The organism is Achromobacter sp. 77 (assembly GCF_020541125.1).
In the GTDB taxonomy this organism is placed as follows: domain Bacteria; phylum Pseudomonadota; class Gammaproteobacteria; order Burkholderiales; family Burkholderiaceae_B; genus Achromobacter; species Achromobacter mucicolens.
On sequence record NZ_CP059848.1, the window covers coordinates 4438579 to 4453925 of the forward strand.

The window sequence follows — 15347 nt, forward strand, 5'->3', positions numbered from 1 at the left end:
CGCCCGGGCGGCCCTTTCATCTCTTTCAATGAAGTAGCCGGCAATGAACCGCTATCCCCTCTGGAAGTACATTACGGTCCTGGTCGCGGTCCTCATTGGCCTGCTGTACACGCTGCCCAATTTCTACGGCGAGTCACCCGCCGTTCAGGTGTCCAGCGCCAAGGCCACGGTCAAGGTCGACACGACCGTGTTGGCGCGCGTGGAACAGATCCTGGCCGATGCCAAGATTCCCAACGACGGCGCCTATTTCGAACTGAACGGCACGCTCGGCACGGTTCGCGCCCGCTTCCCGTCGACCGACGTGCAGCTGCAGGCCCGCGACCTGATCGAAAAATCGCTCAACACCGTTCCCGGCGACCCGCAATACACCGTGGCGCTGAACCTCTTGCCCGCCTCGCCGCCCTGGATGCGCGCGCTGGGCTGGTTCGCCCCCAAGCCCATGTACCTGGGCCTGGACTTGCGCGGTGGCGTGCACTTCCTGCTGCAGGTCGACATGCAGGGCGCCCTGACCGCCCGCTATGATTCCCTGGCTGCCGACGTGCGCTCGGTGCTGCGCGACCAGAAGATCCCCGTGGCCGGCGTCGAACGCTCCGGCATGGGCATTGCCGCCACCTTCGCCACTACCGACGACCGCGACCGCGCCATCTCGACGCTGCGCTCGCGCCTGCCCGATCTGGAATTCACCGAACGCGAAGAAAACGGCAAGCAGCTGCTGATGGCCGCCCTGAACCCGGCCGCCGTCACGCGCGTGCAGGATTCCGCGCTCAAGCAGAACATCAACACGCTGCACAACCGCATCAACGAGCTGGGCGTGGCCGAACCGGTCATCCAGCAGCAGGGTTCGGACCGCATCGTGGTGCAGTTGCCCGGCGTGCAGGACGTGGCCAAGGCCAAGGAACTGCTGGGCCGCACCGCCACGCTGGAAATCCGCATGGTCGACGACTCCCCCGCCGCGCAGGCCGCGTTGCTGGGCGGCAGCGTCCCGTTTGGTCTTGAGCGCTACAACGACCGTGACGGCCGTCCGATCCTGGTCCGCCGCCAGGTCATCCTGACCGGTGAAAACCTGCAGGACGCCCAGCCCGGCCGCGATTCGCAGACCCAGCAGGCCGCCGTCCACCTGACACTCGATTCCAAGGGCGCCCGCATCTTCCGCGACGTCACCCGCGACAACATCAACAAGCGCATGGCCATCCTGCTGTTTGAAAACGGCAAGGGCGAAGTGGTCACCGCGCCCGTCATCCGCGGCGAAATCGCGGGCGGCCAGGTGCAGATCTCGGGCAGCATGACCTCCGAGGAAGCCGCCGACACCGCCCTGCTGCTGCGCGCCGGCGCGCTGGCCGCGCCGATGTCCATCATCGAGGAACGCACCATCGGCCCGAGCCTTGGCGCCGACAACATTTCCAAGGGCTTTTACTCGACGCTGTACGGCTTCCTGGCGATCGCCGCGTTCATCATCATCTACTACCACCTGTTCGGCGTGTTCTCCACGATCGGCCTGACGCTCAACGTGCTGCTGCTGCTTGCGCTCCTGTCCATGCTGCAGGCCACGCTGACGCTGCCCGGCATCGCGGCCATTGCGCTGACACTGGGCATGGCCATTGACTCAAACGTGCTGATCAACGAGCGCATACGCGAAGAACTGCGTGCGGGGGCCACACCCCAGCAGGCCATCCATCACGGTTTCGAACGCGCGTGGGGCACCATTCTCGACTCGAACCTGACCACGCTGATCGTGGGCCTGGCGCTGCTGGCGTTCGGTTCGGGCCCGATCCGGGGCTTCGCGGTGGTTCACTGCCTGGGCATCCTGACCTCGATGTTCTCGTCGGTCGTGGGCGTGCGCGCGCTGGCCAATCTGTACTACGGCCGCAAGAAGAAGCTCACCTCGATCTCCATCGGCGAAGTCTGGAAGCCGAAGGCAAACTGAAAATAAGGCGGACGGCCCCGGCCGTCCGCCACAGAAAAGAACCGAAGGCGAAAAATGGAATTTTTCCGGATTCACCGCACCATCCCGTTCATGCGCCATGCGCTGGTGCTGAACATCATCAGTCTCGTCACCTTCCTGCTGGCGGTCTTTTTCATCGTCACCCGCGGCTTTCACCTGTCGATCGAGTTCACCGGCGGCACGGTCATGGAAGTCAACTACGCCCAGACGGCGCAGCTTGAAAACGTGCGCGGCGTGGTGTCCAAACTGGGCTACACCGACTTCCAGGTCCAGAACTTCGGCACGTCGCACGACGTCATGATCCGCCTGCCCCTGCAGGAAGGCCAGACGTCCGCCACGCAAAGCGAAACCGTCATGGCCGCGCTGAAGGCCGCCGATTCGGGCGTGGAATTGCGCCGCGTCGAATTCGTGGGCCCGCAGGTCGGCCAGGAACTGCTGCACAACGGCCTCATGGCGCTGCTGGTCGTGGTGATCGGCATCATGGTCTACCTGGGCTTCCGCTTCGAATGGAAGTTCGCGGTGGCCGGCGTGATCGCCAACCTGCACGACGTGGTCATCATCCTGGGCTTCTTCGCGTTCTTCCAGTGGGAGTTCTCGCTGGCGGTGCTGGCCGGCGTGCTGGCCGTGCTGGGCTACTCCGTGAACGAATCCGTGGTCATCATGGACCGGATCCGCGAAAACTTCCGCAAGTACCGCAAGGCGGACGTGCACGAAGTCATCAACAGCGCGATCACCCAGACCATCTCGCGGACCATCATCACCCACGGTTCGACCCAGATGATGGTGCTGGCCATGCTGTTCTTCGGCGGCCCCACCCTGCACTACTTCGCCATGGCCCTGACCATCGGCATCTGGTTCGGCATCTACTCGTCGGTGTTCGTCGCCGCCGCGCTGGCCATGTGGATGGGCGTCAAGCGCGAAGACCTGATCAAGCCGGTCAAGAAGGAAGGCGAAGAAGGCGAAGTCGCCTGATTGCCCCGGCCCTGACACCAAGAACCCGTCGCTTGCGACGGGTTTTTCTTTTGGGGCACGGGCAGGTGCGGCGAGCACGAATAGTCCACCCCACCGTTTTTGGTTAGTTTGTCCGATCCCCCGCCACGGCGGTTGATTTGTATATCCGAACAGGTATATCGTGTGGACAGAAAAACCCAAGCTTCTCTACTGGGAAGGATCTTCCAGAAAGGACTTCAAGGCGTTCCCGCTCCCCGTGCAAAAGCGAATGGGAATGTCGCTGTACACCCTGCAATGCGGCCGTTGGCCCGATGCTGCAAAAGCCATGAAAGGGCTGGGGCCGGGCGTTTATCAGCTTGCCGAAACCGAGCGAGGCAATGCGTATCGGACTGCCTACGCAATGAAGATCGACACCGCCATCCATGTACTGCATGCATTTCAGAAAAAATCCAAGTCGGGCATCAGCACGCCCCAGGCCGACCTTGATCTCATATCAAGCCGGCTGAAGCGTGCAATGGTTCGGCAACATCCCCACCGGAGCGCTCCATGACCCGCACGCCCCATCCCGGCACGCAAAATGTGCTCTATGACCTTGGCTTTGACGACGCGGCCGAGTTGACCGCAAAGGTCCAGCTGGCCATCAGGTTCAACGATTTGATCGATCAGCGTGCCCTGAGCCAGCGGGAGGTCGCTGCGCTGACCGGAATGACGCAACCCAAAATCTCTCAAATGCGGCGGTACAAGCTCCAGAACATTTCCTTGGAACGGGTGATGCAGGCGCTGGTATCGCTGGATCAGCATGTTGAAATCCGTGTGCGCAAAGCCCGCCGATCTGACGCGGCCGGCATCTCCGTCGCGGCTTGACACCAACACCGAACCGGACGAACGAGCGCGCATTCGTTACCATGCCCCTCATGAAACTCACCATCGACCACCTCGTCATCGCCGCCGCGGACCTCGCCAGCGGTACCGAATATGTCGCCGGACTGCTGGGCATCGCACCGCAGGGCGGCGGCGCGCATCTGCGCATGGGCACCCATAACCGGGTGCTGGGCATGGCGGACGGCGTGTATCTGGAAGTCATCGCGATCGATCCCGACGCGCCGGCGCCCGAGCGCCCCCGCTGGTTCGGGCTGGACCAGGGCGACGTGCGCGCGCGTCTCGAACAGGGACCGTTCCTGGCGCACTGGGCCGCGCGTGTCGAGGCGCCGCTGGACCTGACGCGCATGCAGGCCGAGCACCCCGACCGGCTGCCGCCCGCCATCGCCATGACGCGCGGCGACCTGCGCTGGCGCCTGACCGTGCCGGAAGACGGCAGCCTGCCGGCGTGGCGCGAGGCCGGCTACGAAGCTGGCGAAGGCCTGCTACCCACGCTGATCCAATGGGACGTCGAGAATCCGCCCGGTGCGACCCTGCCGCGCCAGCCGCTGCGCTTGCTCCGCCTGACCGGCTGCCATCCCCGCGCCTCGCTGCTGCGCCAGGGGTTGGCCTGGATGGGCGCGGATAGCCTGATCGACGTCGAGCAGGCCGACGGCCCGCCCCGCCTGCGTGCGCGGATCGAAACGCCGTCCGGGGTCAAAGTGCTGGCCTGACACGCGCGCGCCGGCCCCGTTTTAAACCGGCATTCCGTCACTGGACGCCGTCACCGGACGCCGTCCCCGGCCCCCGTCACCGGACGAAAAAAAGGCCGCGGATTCCGCGGCCTTGTCTGCTTCACAAGCCCTGCCTCAGGCCTTCTTCCACCAGCGCCACGGGGTGCGCAGCGGCCATTGGTACTTGCTGCCGAGCACCCGGGGGGCCAGATAGTGGCCGACCAGCACGGCGATGCCGCCGGCCGTCATCACGTCCGACAGATAGTGATCCAGGTTCACCAGCCGGCTGATCGCCACCAGCGCCGCCAGCAGCAGGAAAATCCAGCGCCAGCGGGGCGCCAGGATGCCCAGCACCACCGCCACGGCAAAGGCGGCGTAGGTGTGGCTGGAAGGAAAGGAATTGAACTGCTGGGCACGGGAAAACGATTCGCCCAGGCCGTAGATACCCTGTTCGAAATACAGCTCGGGGCGCGCGCGGGCCACGGAGCGCTTGAGCACCAGCACCACCAGCCCGCCCACCGCCATCGTCGAGAGCATCAGAAGGCTGCCGCGCGCCATGGCGGCGTAGCTGACACGCAGCGGATTGCGCCACCCGCGCGACAGTCCCACCAGGCCGATCACATAGAACGCCAGCGCCATGGCGATGTAATGGCCGCTCTCGCCCAGCTCGCCCACCCATTCAAACGACTGGTCCACGCCAGCCGACACCGATTGCTGGATCCAGATTGCAAGCGGCAGGTCGACCCACAGCGCGCAGGCAGCCGCGGCCAGCGCCAGCGCGCCTGCCAGCAGCGCCCACACCGACGTGGGATAGGGATTTCGGTATTCGTCCTGGACGGCGGAACCGGCGCCGCCATCGAGGGACGGAGTGGCTGCCGCAGGCGTGAGGCGATTGGAATTCATCGGTTCCGCACGAGCATAAAAAGGAGATCTTGCCGGCGCCACCCGGCGCTCGGACCGCTATCGTAACGGCCAACGCGCGCCCGACCAAGAAACAATTTTTGGGCAAGGGTTAAAATTCCGCCTTTCCCCTCTTTCCAGCCCCCGGGATCTACACCCGTCACGGCGATCATCATGCAAGAAACTTCTCTCAAGCGCGCGGGCAATGTCCCCGGCGAAACCCGCGACGGCGGCTCCCCCGTCCTGCCTTCGGCCGTTCCCGGCGCCGGCTCCCCCCGCAAGCTGTACATCCGCACCTTCGGCTGCCAGATGAACGAGTACGACTCGGACAAGATGGCAGACGTGCTGCGCGAGGATCAGGGCGGGCTCGAACTGACCGACAACCCCGAAGAGGCCGACGTCATCCTGTTCAACACCTGTTCGGTGCGCGAAAAGGCGCAGGAAAAGGTGTTTTCGGACCTGGGCCGCGTGCAGCACCTGAAAAAGACCAATCCGAACCTGGTCATCGGCGTGGGCGGCTGCGTGGCCAGCCAGGAAGGCGAAGCCATCGTCAAGCGCGCGCCGTACGTCGACGTGGTGTTCGGCCCGCAGACGCTGCACCGCCTGCCCGACCTGATCAAGCGCCGCCGCGACGAAGGCCGCTCGCAGGTCGACATCAGCTTTCCCGAGATCGAGAAATTCGACAACATGCCGCCGCCGCGCGTCGACGGCGCCACGGCGTTCGTGTCCATCATGGAAGGCTGTAGCAAGTACTGCAGCTTCTGCGTCGTGCCTTACACGCGCGGCGAAGAGGTCTCGCGTCCGTTCGACGACGTGCTGATCGAAGTGGCCGACCTGGCCGACCAGGGCGTCAAGGAAGTGACGTTGCTGGGCCAGAACGTGAACGCCTACCGCGGCCGCATGACCGATTCCGACGAGATCGCGGACTTTGCGATGCTGCTGGAATACGTGCACGAGATCCCCGGCATCGAGCGCATCCGCTACACGACCTCTCACCCCAAGGAAATGACCCAGCGCATGGTTGACGCCTACGCCCGCCTGCCCAAGCTGGTCTCGTTCCTGCATCTGCCGGTGCAAGCCGGCAGCGACCGCGTGCTGGCCAGCATGAAGCGCGGCTATACCACGCTGGAATTCAAGTCGGTCGTGCGCCGCCTGCGCGCCGCCCGCCCGAATCTCACGCTGTCCTCCGACTTCATCGTGGGCTTTCCCGGCGAGACCGAGGAAGACTTCGAAAAGACGCTCAAGCTGATCGAGGACGTCGGCTTCGATACGTCGTTCTCGTTCGTGTATTCGCGCCGCCCGGGCACCCCCGCCGCCGACCTGACGGACGACACGCCCCAGGACGTGAAGCTGCGCCGCCTGCAGCGCCTGCAGGCGCTCATCAACGAACAGGCGGCAACCATTGCCCGCAACATGGTGGGCACGCGCCAGCGCCTGCTGGTGGAAGGTCCCTCGCGCCGCGACCCGAACGAACTCATGGGCCGCACCGAAAACAACCGCATCGTCAATTTCCCCGCGCCCGCGCGGCTCATCGGACAAATGGTCGACGTCATCATCACCGAGGCGCACACGAACTCCCTGCGCGCCCGGGTTGCCGACGTGGACCGCACATCGCAAGAGGCTGAATGACCACTCCCCGCTCCCGCGCGCGTCGCAGCATGCCCGTCATCGTCACCCTGGACGGCGACAACACCCACCTGGCCAACCTCTGCGGCCCCCTGGACGAAAACCTGCGGCAGCTTGCCGACGGCATGACGGTCAAGCTGTCGCGCCGCGGCAGCCGCGTCACCATCGAAGGCGAGCGGGCCGAACTGGCCGGCCGCATCCTGCGCCGGTTCCACGAACAGGCCGTGCACCGCGCCCTGTCCATCGACGACATCCAGCTGGGATTGGTCGAGATCGGCGTGGGCCGCCAGGAAGACAAGCTCAAGGAAGAGCAGGCCCAGGAACTCGATGCCCTGCCCGCCCTGGACGACGAAAGCGACGGCATCGCACTGCGCACCAAGCGCAGCGACCTGCGTCCGCGCACGCCGCGCCAGCGCGACTACCTGAACAACATCCTCAAGCACGACATCACGTTCGGCGTCGGCCCCGCCGGCACGGGCAAGACCTGGCTGGCCGTGGCCTGCGCCATCGACGCCATGGAGCGCGACACGGTGCAGCGCCTGGTGCTGACCCGCCCCGCCGTCGAAGCCGGCGAACGCCTGGGCTTTCTGCCCGGCGACCTGGCGCAGAAGGTCGACCCGTACCTGCGCCCGCTGTATGACGCGCTGTACGACCTGATGGGCTTCGAAAAGGTGCAGCGCCTGTTCGAAAAGCAGACCATCGAGATCGCCCCCCTGGCCTACATGCGCGGGCGCACGCTGAACCACGCCTTCGTCATCCTGGACGAGGCGCAGAACACGACGCCCGAGCAGATGAAGATGTTCCTTACGCGCATCGGCTTTGGCAGCAAGGCGGTCATCACCGGCGACCCCTCGCAGGTCGACCTGCCGCGCGGTCAGGTCAGCGGGCTGGCGCATGCGGTGAAAGTGCTGCATGACGTCCAGGGCATCGCCACCACCAAGTTCACCAGCCGCGATGTCGTGCGCCACCCCCTGGTCGCCCGCATCGTCGACGCCTACGACCGCGCCGCCGAAGATGAAGCCTGAGCTGTCCCTGTCCGTGCAGTACGGGGTCGAGGAAGCTCGCCTGCCCCGCTGGCGCCTGCGCCGCTGGGCCGAACGCGCGCTGGGCGCCGCCCATGAAGACGGCCTGGTCGCGTTCTCGGCCGCCGAACTCAGCCTGCGGCTGGTCGGCGCGGCCGAGGGCCGCCGCCTGAACCGCGACTTCCGCGGCCGCGACTACGCCACCAACGTGCTGACCTTCGAGTACGGCGTCGACCCGCTGGGCGTGGCCCGCGGCGACATCGTCATGTGCGTGCCCGTGCTGGTGCGCGAGGCCCGCGAACAGCGCAAGCCCTTGCTGGACCACGCCGCCCACCTCACCATCCACGGGGTGCTGCATTCGCTGGGCTACGACCACATCAAGGCGCGCGAGGCCAAGCGCATGGAAGCCCTGGAAACCGCCACCCTCGCGCAAATGGGCATTGCCGACCCCTACGTCGCCGCCTGAGCGCGGCGGCTCCGGGTCAACCCTGAGAAATTGCCGGAAAATGGCGTGCAGCAAGGCGCAGATCGCGTCCAATGCACCCATTTTCCCGGCTGGCGTTACAAACGATGGGCCAGTATCGGTTATGCTGGCTCCTCCATAACTTGTCCTCCCGGACGATGTCTGACCCTTACCCTGCTCCCGAAGCGACTTCTGCTCGCTCTGCCAAACCCGCCACCAAATCCCTCCTAGACCGCCTGCTTTCCCTTGTGCGCCGAGAGCCCGAGGACCGCGAAGGCATCAAGGCCGTCCTCGAAGCCGCGCACGAGCGCGATCTGCTCGACGCGGAGTCGTACAAGATGATCAAGGGCGCGCTAGCCGTGTCCGAGGGCACTGTCGGCGACATCATGGTCCCGCGCTCGCGCATGGATCTGCTCGATGTCACGCAGCCCATTCCCTACCTGGTGGCCTCGGTGATCGAAACCGCGCATTCGCGGTTCCCCGTCTACGAGGGCGATCGCGACAACATCATCGGCATCCTGCTCGCCAAGGATCTGCTGCGCTGCATGCTGGAACCCAACATCGACGTGCGCTCGCTGGTCCGCCCGGCCGTTTTCATTCCCGAATCCAAGCGCCTGAACGTGCTGCTGCATGAGTTCCGCGCCAGCCGCAACCACCAGGCCATCGTCATCGACGAGCACGGCGGCATTTCCGGGCTGGTCACGATGGAAGACGTGCTGGAACAGATCGTCGGCGACATCGAAGACGAGTTCGACGAAACCGAGGAAGACTCCATCTTCCCTGAAGGCGAAAACCAGTGGCGCGTGCTCGCGGCCACCGACATCTCGCACTTCAATGAAGTATTCGGCTGCCAGTTGCCCGACGACGAGTACGACAGCGTCGGCGGCTGGATGGGCGGTCAGCTCGGCCGCATCCCGCGCCGCGGCGACCACGCCGACATCGAAGGCCTGCGCCTGGAAGTGGCGCGCGGCGATGCCCGCCGGGCCATCTGGCTGCGCGTCAAGCGCCTTGCCGCTCCGCAGTCCGCAGCACCCGCCAACGACGCATGACCAGCACTGCGCGCAGCCGACTCCTGCGCGGCGCCGCCGGCCTCGTGCTGGCGGGCGCCGTCCACGCCCTGACCTTTGCCCCCGGCCCGCTGCCCGGATGGGCGCTGGCGTTCACCCAGATCGCCGCGCTGGCGGTGCTGGCCCGCGTCACGCTGTACGCCCCGTCTGCCCGTCAGGCTTGGCTGCGCGGCTGGCTGTTCAGCTTCGCCAGCTATGCGCTGGGGCTGTACTGGATCTTCATCAGCCTGCACCGCTACGGCGATCTGGCCGCGCCGCTGGCGGTTGCAGCGGTGCTGGCGCTGTCGGCCTTCCTGGCCCTGTTTCCCGCCACCGCCAACGCGCTGGCGCGCCGCTACGCGCCGCTGGCCCCGGACGCCACGCCGTCCCGCATCCTGACCGCCACACTGGCCTGGGCCGCGATGTGGGCCGCGTTCGAATGGCTGCGCGCGGTGTTCCTGACCGGCTTTCCGTGGCTGAACATCGGCTACGCGCAGGTCGACAGCCCCATCGCGGGCTGGGCGCCGCTCGTCGGCGTGCACGGCATGGCGTTCCTGGCCGCGTTTATCGCAGCCGCCGCCGCGAGCCTCTGGCAGCCCTCCCGCAAGGCCGGCGTGGCCCCGCGCCACGCGCTGGCCGCCGGCATCGCACTGGCGCTGGCCGGGGCGGGCTGGCCGCTGTCGCGCATCGACTGGTCGGCGCCCGTGGGCGACCCGCTGAACGTGCGCCTCGTGCAGGGCAACATCGGACAATCCCAGAAATTCGATCCGGCTCTTCTCGAGCAGAGCGTGCGGCGCCACCTTGATCTGACGGCCATGCCGCCCGCGCCCGGCGTGCCCGCGTCGCAACTGATCATCCTGCCCGAAACCGTGCTGCCCATCTTCCAGGATCAGCTCGATCCGCGGGTCTGGGAGGTCTGGCGCGACCTGGCCCGCCAGCGCAACACCGTCATCGCGATGGGCGTGCCGCTGCACGATCGCGTGGACGGCCGCGAACGCTACACCAACAGCGTCATCGGCTTTGACGGCGCCACGCCGGTCGAACAGCTGCTGGGCGGCAATACCGCCATGCGCTACGACAAACGCCATCTCGTGCCCTGGGGCGAGTACGTGCCCCCCGGCTTTCACTGGTTCGTCGAGATGCTCAACATTCCGCTGGGCGACTTCGACCGGGGCGGCGAACGCCAGACGCCCTTTGCCGTCGGCGGCCAGCACATCGCCTTCAACATCTGCTACGAAGACCTCTTCGGCCCCGACCTGCTGCCCGCCTTGCAGCCCGGTACCAACGGCGAGCCGGGTGCGACCATCCTGGTCAACGTCAGCAACCTGGGCTGGTTCGGCGACAGCTGGGCGCTGCGCCAGCACTTGCAGATCGGCCGGCTACGCACCATCGAAACCGCGCGTCCGATGCTGACCGCCACCAATACGGGCATCACCGCGGCCATCGATGCGAAGGGCCACGTTGCCGCCCAACTCGCGCCGCTGCAGGCGGGCGTGCTGCCCGTCTCCGTCCAAGGTATGACGGGGCTGACGCCCTACGCGCGTTTTGGGGACAAGACCGCGCTCGCGCTGATCGGCCTGGCCCTCATTGCCGCGGTGGGCAGCGCCCGCCGCCCGCGCCGCGGCTGATCCCGGCTCACGCAAACAGGTTCGCGGGCAGCGAGCCTGTTTCGTCGGGCGGCGCCAACGGTCCGCTTCCCGCTCCCGTGGTTTCGATCGCCTCGGCAATGGCTTGCATGTCCTCGGCGTCCAATTCCAGCTCGGCCGCGCCGATCACGCCATCCACCTGCGATGCGCTGCGCGCCCCCACAATGGCGCCCGTCACGCCCGGCCACGCCAACGTCCAGGCCGCTGCCGCGGCAGCGACGGTGGCGCCATGCCGTTCCGCGATCGGCTTGAAGGCATCGGCCAGGGCCAGATTGCGTTCCAGGTCCGGTGAGCGGAAATCCGCGTGCCGGGACCGCCAATCGTCCGGCGGCAAGGCCCGTGCACGCGCGGCGCTGAACTTGCCGGTCAGCAGGCCCGAATGCATGGGGCTGTACACGATCACACCCGTGCCGTGTGACGCGCACCAGGGAATCAGGTCGCTGGCCGCAGTACGCTGGATCGCCGAAAACGGGGGTTGCAGCGTGTCCACGTGTCCCAGGTATTCGGCGGCGCACAACTGCGCCAGGTTGTGGTTGGATAGTCCGACAGCCCGGACCTTGCCCGCCTGCTTGAGGTCCAGCAACTCCTGCCAGTACGCCTCCAGCGGTGTGCCGTCGCCCGCAGGCCAGTGCATCTGGTAGAGGTCGATGCGCTCGACGCCCAGCCGCCGCAGCGACCCCTCCAGCTCGCGCCGGATGCTGGACGGGGCGCCGGTGCGCCGCGGCATGGCCTGCGGCTGCGCCGCCGACCACGTCAGGCCGCACTTCGTGAAGACATAAGGGCGCTCGGCGGCCGGCATCTGGGCCAGCGCCTGGCGCACGATGTCCTCGGAATGGCCCAGCCCATACACCGCAGCGGTATCGATCCAGTTGATACCGCGGTCGACCGCATGCCGGATCGCCTTGATGGATTCGGTGTCTTCCTGCGGCCCCCAGCCCACCGCCCATCCATTGCCGCCCATCGCCCAGGCGCCCAGGCCGATGCGCGTGATCTCCATGTCCGTGCGGCCCAGCGCGACGGTGGGAAAGGCGGTGCTGCTCATGGAGAAGTGCTCATGTGTCGATGTCCTTGCCGGTCTGCGGCAGCTTTTCGTGCGGCTCGCCATAGGGCGATCACGTATAAAAAACGCGTGCCTCGCAAAAAAATCAGCCGGGTACGATAGCCCTTGCACAAGCCGTTGATTTTATTGATTTCTGCCTCAATCGACCACGGCTTGCCGCGTGGTTTTCGCGCAAAACAATGCCCTTCCAACGGCTATCCATCCCTCTTTTTTCGCAACTTTTTTGTTTTTTGCCATGAAGCGACTTGCACACCAAATTTAGTTCGTGCATAATCTCGTTTCTTCGCCAACGGCACTAAACAAAACCGGCAACGAAACAGCAAAAAACGCGCTTTAAACAGCAAGTTTCTAGCAAAAACGTTGAACGGATTGATTAGCGGAACGGGGGTATAGCTCAGCTGGGAGAGCGCTTGCATGGCATGCAAGAGGTCAGCGGTTCGATCCCGCTTACCTCCACCAGTCCAAAGCGAAGAGTAGTACAGCAAGTCCAAGTCCCCTTCGTCTAGAGGCCTAGGACATCACCCTTTCACGGTGAGTACAGGGGTTCGAATCCCCTAGGGGACGCCAGTCTTCTGGCATGCAGTAGAAGTGATGCAGTTGAAGTGACAATGTAGTTGAGTTAAGCCGCTGCGGAGCGGTAGTTCAGTTGGTTAGAATACCGGCCTGTCACGCCGGGGGTCGCGGGTTCGAGCCCCGTCCGCTCCGCCAAAAGCTCTCTCGCTCAGAGTCTTTCAAGAGCTCCGTTTTCGGGGCTTTTTTGTTTTATAAGTGTGAGACCTTGTTGTTTGAAGTTTGGGACAGCAGGACGCCCTGGGGGTATAGCTCAGCTGGGAGAGCGCTTGCATGGCATGCAAGAGGTCAGCGGTTCGATCCCGCTTACCTCCACCAGTCGCAGTACAGTAGTAAAGTTGTTAGTTCCGGGTCCCCTTCGTCTAGAGGCCTAGGACATCACCCTTTCACGGTGAGTACAGGGGTTCGAATCCCCTAGGGGACGCCAGCTTGCGCTGGCAAGCAGTACAAGCTGTCTTGACACCACAGCCGCAGTAAAGAAGTTTGAAGACATCAGTAAGCCGCTGCGGAGCGGTAGTTCAGTTGGTTAGAATACCGGCCTGTCACGCCGGGGGTCGCGGGTTCGAGCCCCGTCCGCTCCGCCAAGCACATTGCGCTTACCAAACGCTGCTCGCAGCACGCATCGAAAGCTCCGGATTCCGGAGCTTTTTGCTTTTGCGGATCTGCTTCAAGGCGATGCGTTCGCGGAGCAATCCCCTCCCGCTGTACCCCTTCCGCGAGACTCGTCCGTTTTGACCTCTGGACAGCACCGGCGCGCGGCTTCATGCTTGCGCGTACACGCCATGCGAAGAGAAAAGAGGCCTACGTGACCCCCAACGACGCCGCACCCCAAGCACATCGCCAACACCTGCAAAGCATCATTGCGGGCCTGAACGAGGGCATCATCCTGCTTGAGGCCGACGGCTCGATCGCCTGGGCCAACGCCAGCGCACTCGCGCTGCACGGCGCCAACGCCATCGAAGAGCTGGGCGGCACGCCCGCCGGCTACCGCAAGCGGTATACGCTTACCTACCGCAATCATCACCGCGTGCCGGCCCGCCAGTATCCAATGGACCGCCTTGCGGCGGGCGAAGAGTTCGAAGACCTGCTGCTGGATCTGGGCCGCAAGGACGACGACGAATTCACGCGCAACCTGATGGCGCGCGGGCTGGACCTGGATGACGGCGGCCCCATTCCGTACCGCGTGCTTATCCTTCACGACCAGACGGCCCAGGTCAATGCCGAGGAACGCTTCGAGCGCACCTTCTCCGCCAATCCGGCGCCAGCGCTGATCTGCCGGCTTTCCGACCTGCGCTACGTCAAGGTGAACCAGGGGTTCCTGGAGATGACGGGCTATTCGCGCGACACGGTGCTGGGCAAATCGGCCTACGAACTGGACGTGCTGGACGGCAGCGACGACAAGGAAACCGCCGTGGCGCGGCTCAACGAAGGACAGACCATTCCGCAGCGCGAAGGCGTGCTGAAACTGCCGGATGGCACCAGCAAGTTCGTCATGGTGGCGGGCCAGCCCATCGACATGCACGACGAACCGTGCATGCTGTTCACCTTCATCGACCTGGAAGGCCGCAAGCGTACCGAAGAAGCCTTGCGGGAAAGCGAAGAGCGCTTTTCCAAGGCGTTCCAGCTGGCGCCCGTGCCGATGGCGGTCTGTGACGGCGACACCCTGAACGTGCTGAACCTGAATGACGCCTTCGCGGCGGCCACCGGCCTGTCGCTGGACGACAAGGCGGAACAGGACCTCGTCGAACTGGGGCTGCGTCCGTACGAAGGCATGCTGGCCGGCCTGAAGCGCGGCGAAAGCGTCCGCAACCGCGAAGCCGTGATGATTGCGCGCGACGGCGGCGAGCTGGACTGCCTGGTGTCGGCCGAACCGGTCATGATCGGCGGGCTGCGCCGCGTGCTGATCGTCATGCAGGACATCACCGAGCGCAAGCGATCCGAGATCGAACTGCTGACCGCGATCGAGGCAGTGATGCAGGACACTTCCTGGTTCAGCCGCGGCATCATCGAGAAACTGGCGCAACTGCGCCAGCCCGCCCCCGCCACGCGCGACGTGGCCGAACTGGCGCAGCTCACCTCGCGCGAGCGCGAAGTCCTTGGGCTGTTGTGCCAGGGGCATGACGACGACGGCATCGCCAAGGCGCTCAAGCTGTCGCGCAACACCGTGCGCAATCACGTCGCCACGATCTACAGCAAGATCGGCGTGCATCGGCGCAGCGCCGCCATTGTCTGGGCACGCGACCGCGGCATCACCGGACACGAAAGCGCTCGCAACCGCGATAAGCAGACGAAGTCCTGAGACCGGCGGAGGGCGATTTACAATTTGAATCAAAATATTCACCCCCTCGGCGTCCCCGAAGATGCCATCGCTTTAGAACTCGTGGCCGCCCAAAAGCGGCCATTTTCATTGATCGCCCTGCCAACCCGCCCCTAAATCCGCGCTTATCACCCGCATTGCGCAAATCGGCCGCCCCTTCTTACGATCCGCCGATCCAGCCCCTGGCCCACTGGCCACCGGGGCGAGATCCG

At 65.2% G+C, this 15347-nt stretch carries 13 protein-coding genes and 6 tRNA genes; 17 read left to right on the plus strand and 2 right to left on the minus strand.

Going from position 1 to position 15347, the window contains the following annotated elements:
* Positions 1 to 43 precede the first annotated feature (43 nt).
* The 5 genes from secD (at position 44) to H4P35_RS20625 (ending at position 4485) form a co-directional block, all read left to right on the plus strand.
* A complete protein-coding gene (secD, locus tag H4P35_RS20605; RefSeq protein WP_226846742.1) occupies positions 44 to 1924 on the plus strand; it encodes a protein translocase subunit SecD in 1881 nt (626 codons plus the stop codon).
* 54 nt (positions 1925 to 1978) lie between these two features.
* Positions 1979 to 2914 carry a protein translocase subunit SecF gene (secF, locus tag H4P35_RS20610; RefSeq protein ID WP_056326612.1) on the plus strand — a complete coding sequence of 312 codons (936 nt, stop codon included), beginning with the start codon at positions 1979 to 1981 and terminating at the stop codon, positions 2912 to 2914.
* Between the two features lie 253 nt (positions 2915 to 3167).
* Positions 3168 to 3443, plus strand: coding sequence for a type II toxin-antitoxin system RelE/ParE family toxin (locus H4P35_RS20615; RefSeq protein WP_342032960.1), 276 nt, complete (start codon positions 3168 to 3170; stop codon positions 3441 to 3443).
* The gene (locus tag H4P35_RS20620; RefSeq protein WP_056326611.1) at positions 3440 to 3757 is read left to right on the plus strand and encodes a helix-turn-helix domain-containing protein; all 318 of its coding nucleotides are present in this window, start codon (positions 3440 to 3442) and stop codon (positions 3755 to 3757) included. Before H4P35_RS20615 ends, H4P35_RS20620 begins: the two co-directional genes overlap by 4 nt.
* A 50-nt stretch (positions 3758 to 3807) precedes the next feature.
* Entirely contained in the window at positions 3808 to 4485 is a 678-nt protein-coding gene (locus H4P35_RS20625; protein ID WP_226849508.1) for a VOC family protein, read from the plus strand.
* Positions 4486 to 4620: 135 nt separating this feature from the next.
* On the opposite strand, the gene H4P35_RS20630 is transcribed toward H4P35_RS20625, so the two are convergent.
* Positions 4621 to 5388 (minus strand): phosphatase PAP2 family protein, encoded by a 768-nt coding sequence (locus H4P35_RS20630; protein ID WP_226846744.1) that lies wholly within the window; start codon positions 5386 to 5388, stop codon positions 4621 to 4623.
* A gap of 171 nt (positions 5389 to 5559) precedes the next feature.
* Between H4P35_RS20630 and miaB the strand changes: the two genes are divergently transcribed.
* From miaB to lnt, 5 genes are all read left to right on the plus strand, one after another.
* Positions 5560 to 7014, plus strand: a complete 1455-nt coding sequence (gene miaB / locus H4P35_RS20635) for a tRNA (N6-isopentenyl adenosine(37)-C2)-methylthiotransferase MiaB (RefSeq protein ID WP_142053770.1) — start codon at positions 5560 to 5562, stop codon at positions 7012 to 7014.
* Complete coding sequence (locus H4P35_RS20640) at positions 7011 to 8036, plus strand: PhoH family protein (protein WP_142053768.1); 1026 nt, start codon at positions 7011 to 7013, stop codon at positions 8034 to 8036. The genes miaB and H4P35_RS20640 overlap by 4 nt, the downstream gene beginning before the upstream one ends.
* Positions 8026 to 8499: an rRNA maturation RNase YbeY gene (ybeY, locus tag H4P35_RS20645; protein WP_056326604.1), complete on the plus strand. Its 474-nt coding sequence runs from the start codon at positions 8026 to 8028 to the stop codon at positions 8497 to 8499. The genes H4P35_RS20640 and ybeY overlap by 11 nt, the downstream gene beginning before the upstream one ends.
* Before the next feature lie 155 nt (positions 8500 to 8654).
* Complete coding sequence (locus H4P35_RS20650) at positions 8655 to 9545, plus strand: HlyC/CorC family transporter (protein ID WP_056326602.1); 891 nt, start codon at positions 8655 to 8657, stop codon at positions 9543 to 9545.
* Positions 9542 to 11170 carry an apolipoprotein N-acyltransferase gene (gene lnt / locus H4P35_RS20655; RefSeq protein WP_226846746.1) on the plus strand — a complete coding sequence of 543 codons (1629 nt, stop codon included), beginning with the start codon at positions 9542 to 9544 and terminating at the stop codon, positions 11168 to 11170. The genes H4P35_RS20650 and lnt overlap by 4 nt, the downstream gene beginning before the upstream one ends.
* Positions 11171 to 11177: 7 nt before the next feature.
* Here lnt and H4P35_RS20660 read toward each other — a convergent pair whose 3' ends face one another.
* On the minus strand, positions 11178 to 12185 hold the full coding sequence (locus tag H4P35_RS20660; protein ID WP_226849509.1) for an aldo/keto reductase: 1008 nt from the start codon (positions 12183 to 12185) through the stop codon (positions 11178 to 11180).
* Positions 12186 to 12631: 446 nt separating this feature from the next.
* Between H4P35_RS20660 and H4P35_RS20665 the strand changes: the two genes are divergently transcribed.
* The 7 genes from H4P35_RS20665 to H4P35_RS20695 all read left to right on the plus strand — a co-directional run bounded on the left by H4P35_RS20665 (position 12632) and on the right by H4P35_RS20695 (position 15117).
* Positions 12632 to 12707 (plus strand) — tRNA-Ala (locus tag H4P35_RS20665).
* Between the two features lie 32 nt (positions 12708 to 12739).
* Positions 12740 to 12815 (plus strand) — tRNA-Glu (locus tag H4P35_RS20670).
* A gap of 64 nt (positions 12816 to 12879) precedes the next feature.
* A tRNA-Asp gene (locus H4P35_RS20675) sits at positions 12880 to 12956 on the plus strand.
* Positions 12957 to 13060: 104 nt separating this feature from the next.
* Positions 13061 to 13136, plus strand: a tRNA-Ala gene (locus H4P35_RS20680).
* Positions 13137 to 13169: 33 nt separating this feature from the next.
* A tRNA-Glu gene (locus H4P35_RS20685) sits at positions 13170 to 13245 on the plus strand.
* A gap of 80 nt (positions 13246 to 13325) precedes the next feature.
* A tRNA-Asp gene (locus H4P35_RS20690) sits at positions 13326 to 13402 on the plus strand.
* A 221-nt stretch (positions 13403 to 13623) separates the two neighbouring features.
* Entirely contained in the window at positions 13624 to 15117 is a 1494-nt protein-coding gene (locus H4P35_RS20695; RefSeq protein WP_226846748.1) for a helix-turn-helix transcriptional regulator, read from the plus strand.
* Positions 15118 to 15347 lie beyond the last annotated feature (230 nt).

Bases quoted from the DNA above. Each gene is read 5' to 3' on its own strand.
- secD (WP_226846742.1), top strand. From the start codon at position 44: ATGAACCGCTATCCCCTCTGGAAGTACATTACGGTCCTGGTCGCGGTC.
- secF (WP_056326612.1), top strand. From the start codon at position 1,979: ATGGAATTTTTCCGGATTCACCGCACCATCCCGTTCATGCGCCATGCG.
- H4P35_RS20615 (WP_342032960.1), top strand. From the start codon at position 3,168: ATGTCGCTGTACACCCTGCAATGCGGCCGTTGGCCCGATGCTGCAAAA.
- H4P35_RS20620 (WP_056326611.1), top strand. From the start codon at position 3,440: ATGACCCGCACGCCCCATCCCGGCACGCAAAATGTGCTCTATGACCTT.
- H4P35_RS20625 (WP_226849508.1), top strand. From the start codon at position 3,808: ATGAAACTCACCATCGACCACCTCGTCATCGCCGCCGCGGACCTCGCC.
- H4P35_RS20630 (WP_226846744.1), bottom strand. From the start codon at position 5,388: ATGAATTCCAATCGCCTCACGCCTGCGGCAGCCACTCCGTCCCTCGAT.
- miaB (WP_142053770.1), top strand. From the start codon at position 5,560: ATGCAAGAAACTTCTCTCAAGCGCGCGGGCAATGTCCCCGGCGAAACC.
- H4P35_RS20640 (WP_142053768.1), top strand. From the start codon at position 7,011: ATGACCACTCCCCGCTCCCGCGCGCGTCGCAGCATGCCCGTCATCGTC.
- ybeY (WP_056326604.1), top strand. From the start codon at position 8,026: ATGAAGCCTGAGCTGTCCCTGTCCGTGCAGTACGGGGTCGAGGAAGCT.
- H4P35_RS20650 (WP_056326602.1), top strand. From the start codon at position 8,655: ATGTCTGACCCTTACCCTGCTCCCGAAGCGACTTCTGCTCGCTCTGCC.
- lnt (WP_226846746.1), top strand. From the start codon at position 9,542: ATGACCAGCACTGCGCGCAGCCGACTCCTGCGCGGCGCCGCCGGCCTC.
- H4P35_RS20660 (WP_226849509.1), bottom strand. From the start codon at position 12,185: ATGGAGATCACGCGCATCGGCCTGGGCGCCTGGGCGATGGGCGGCAAT.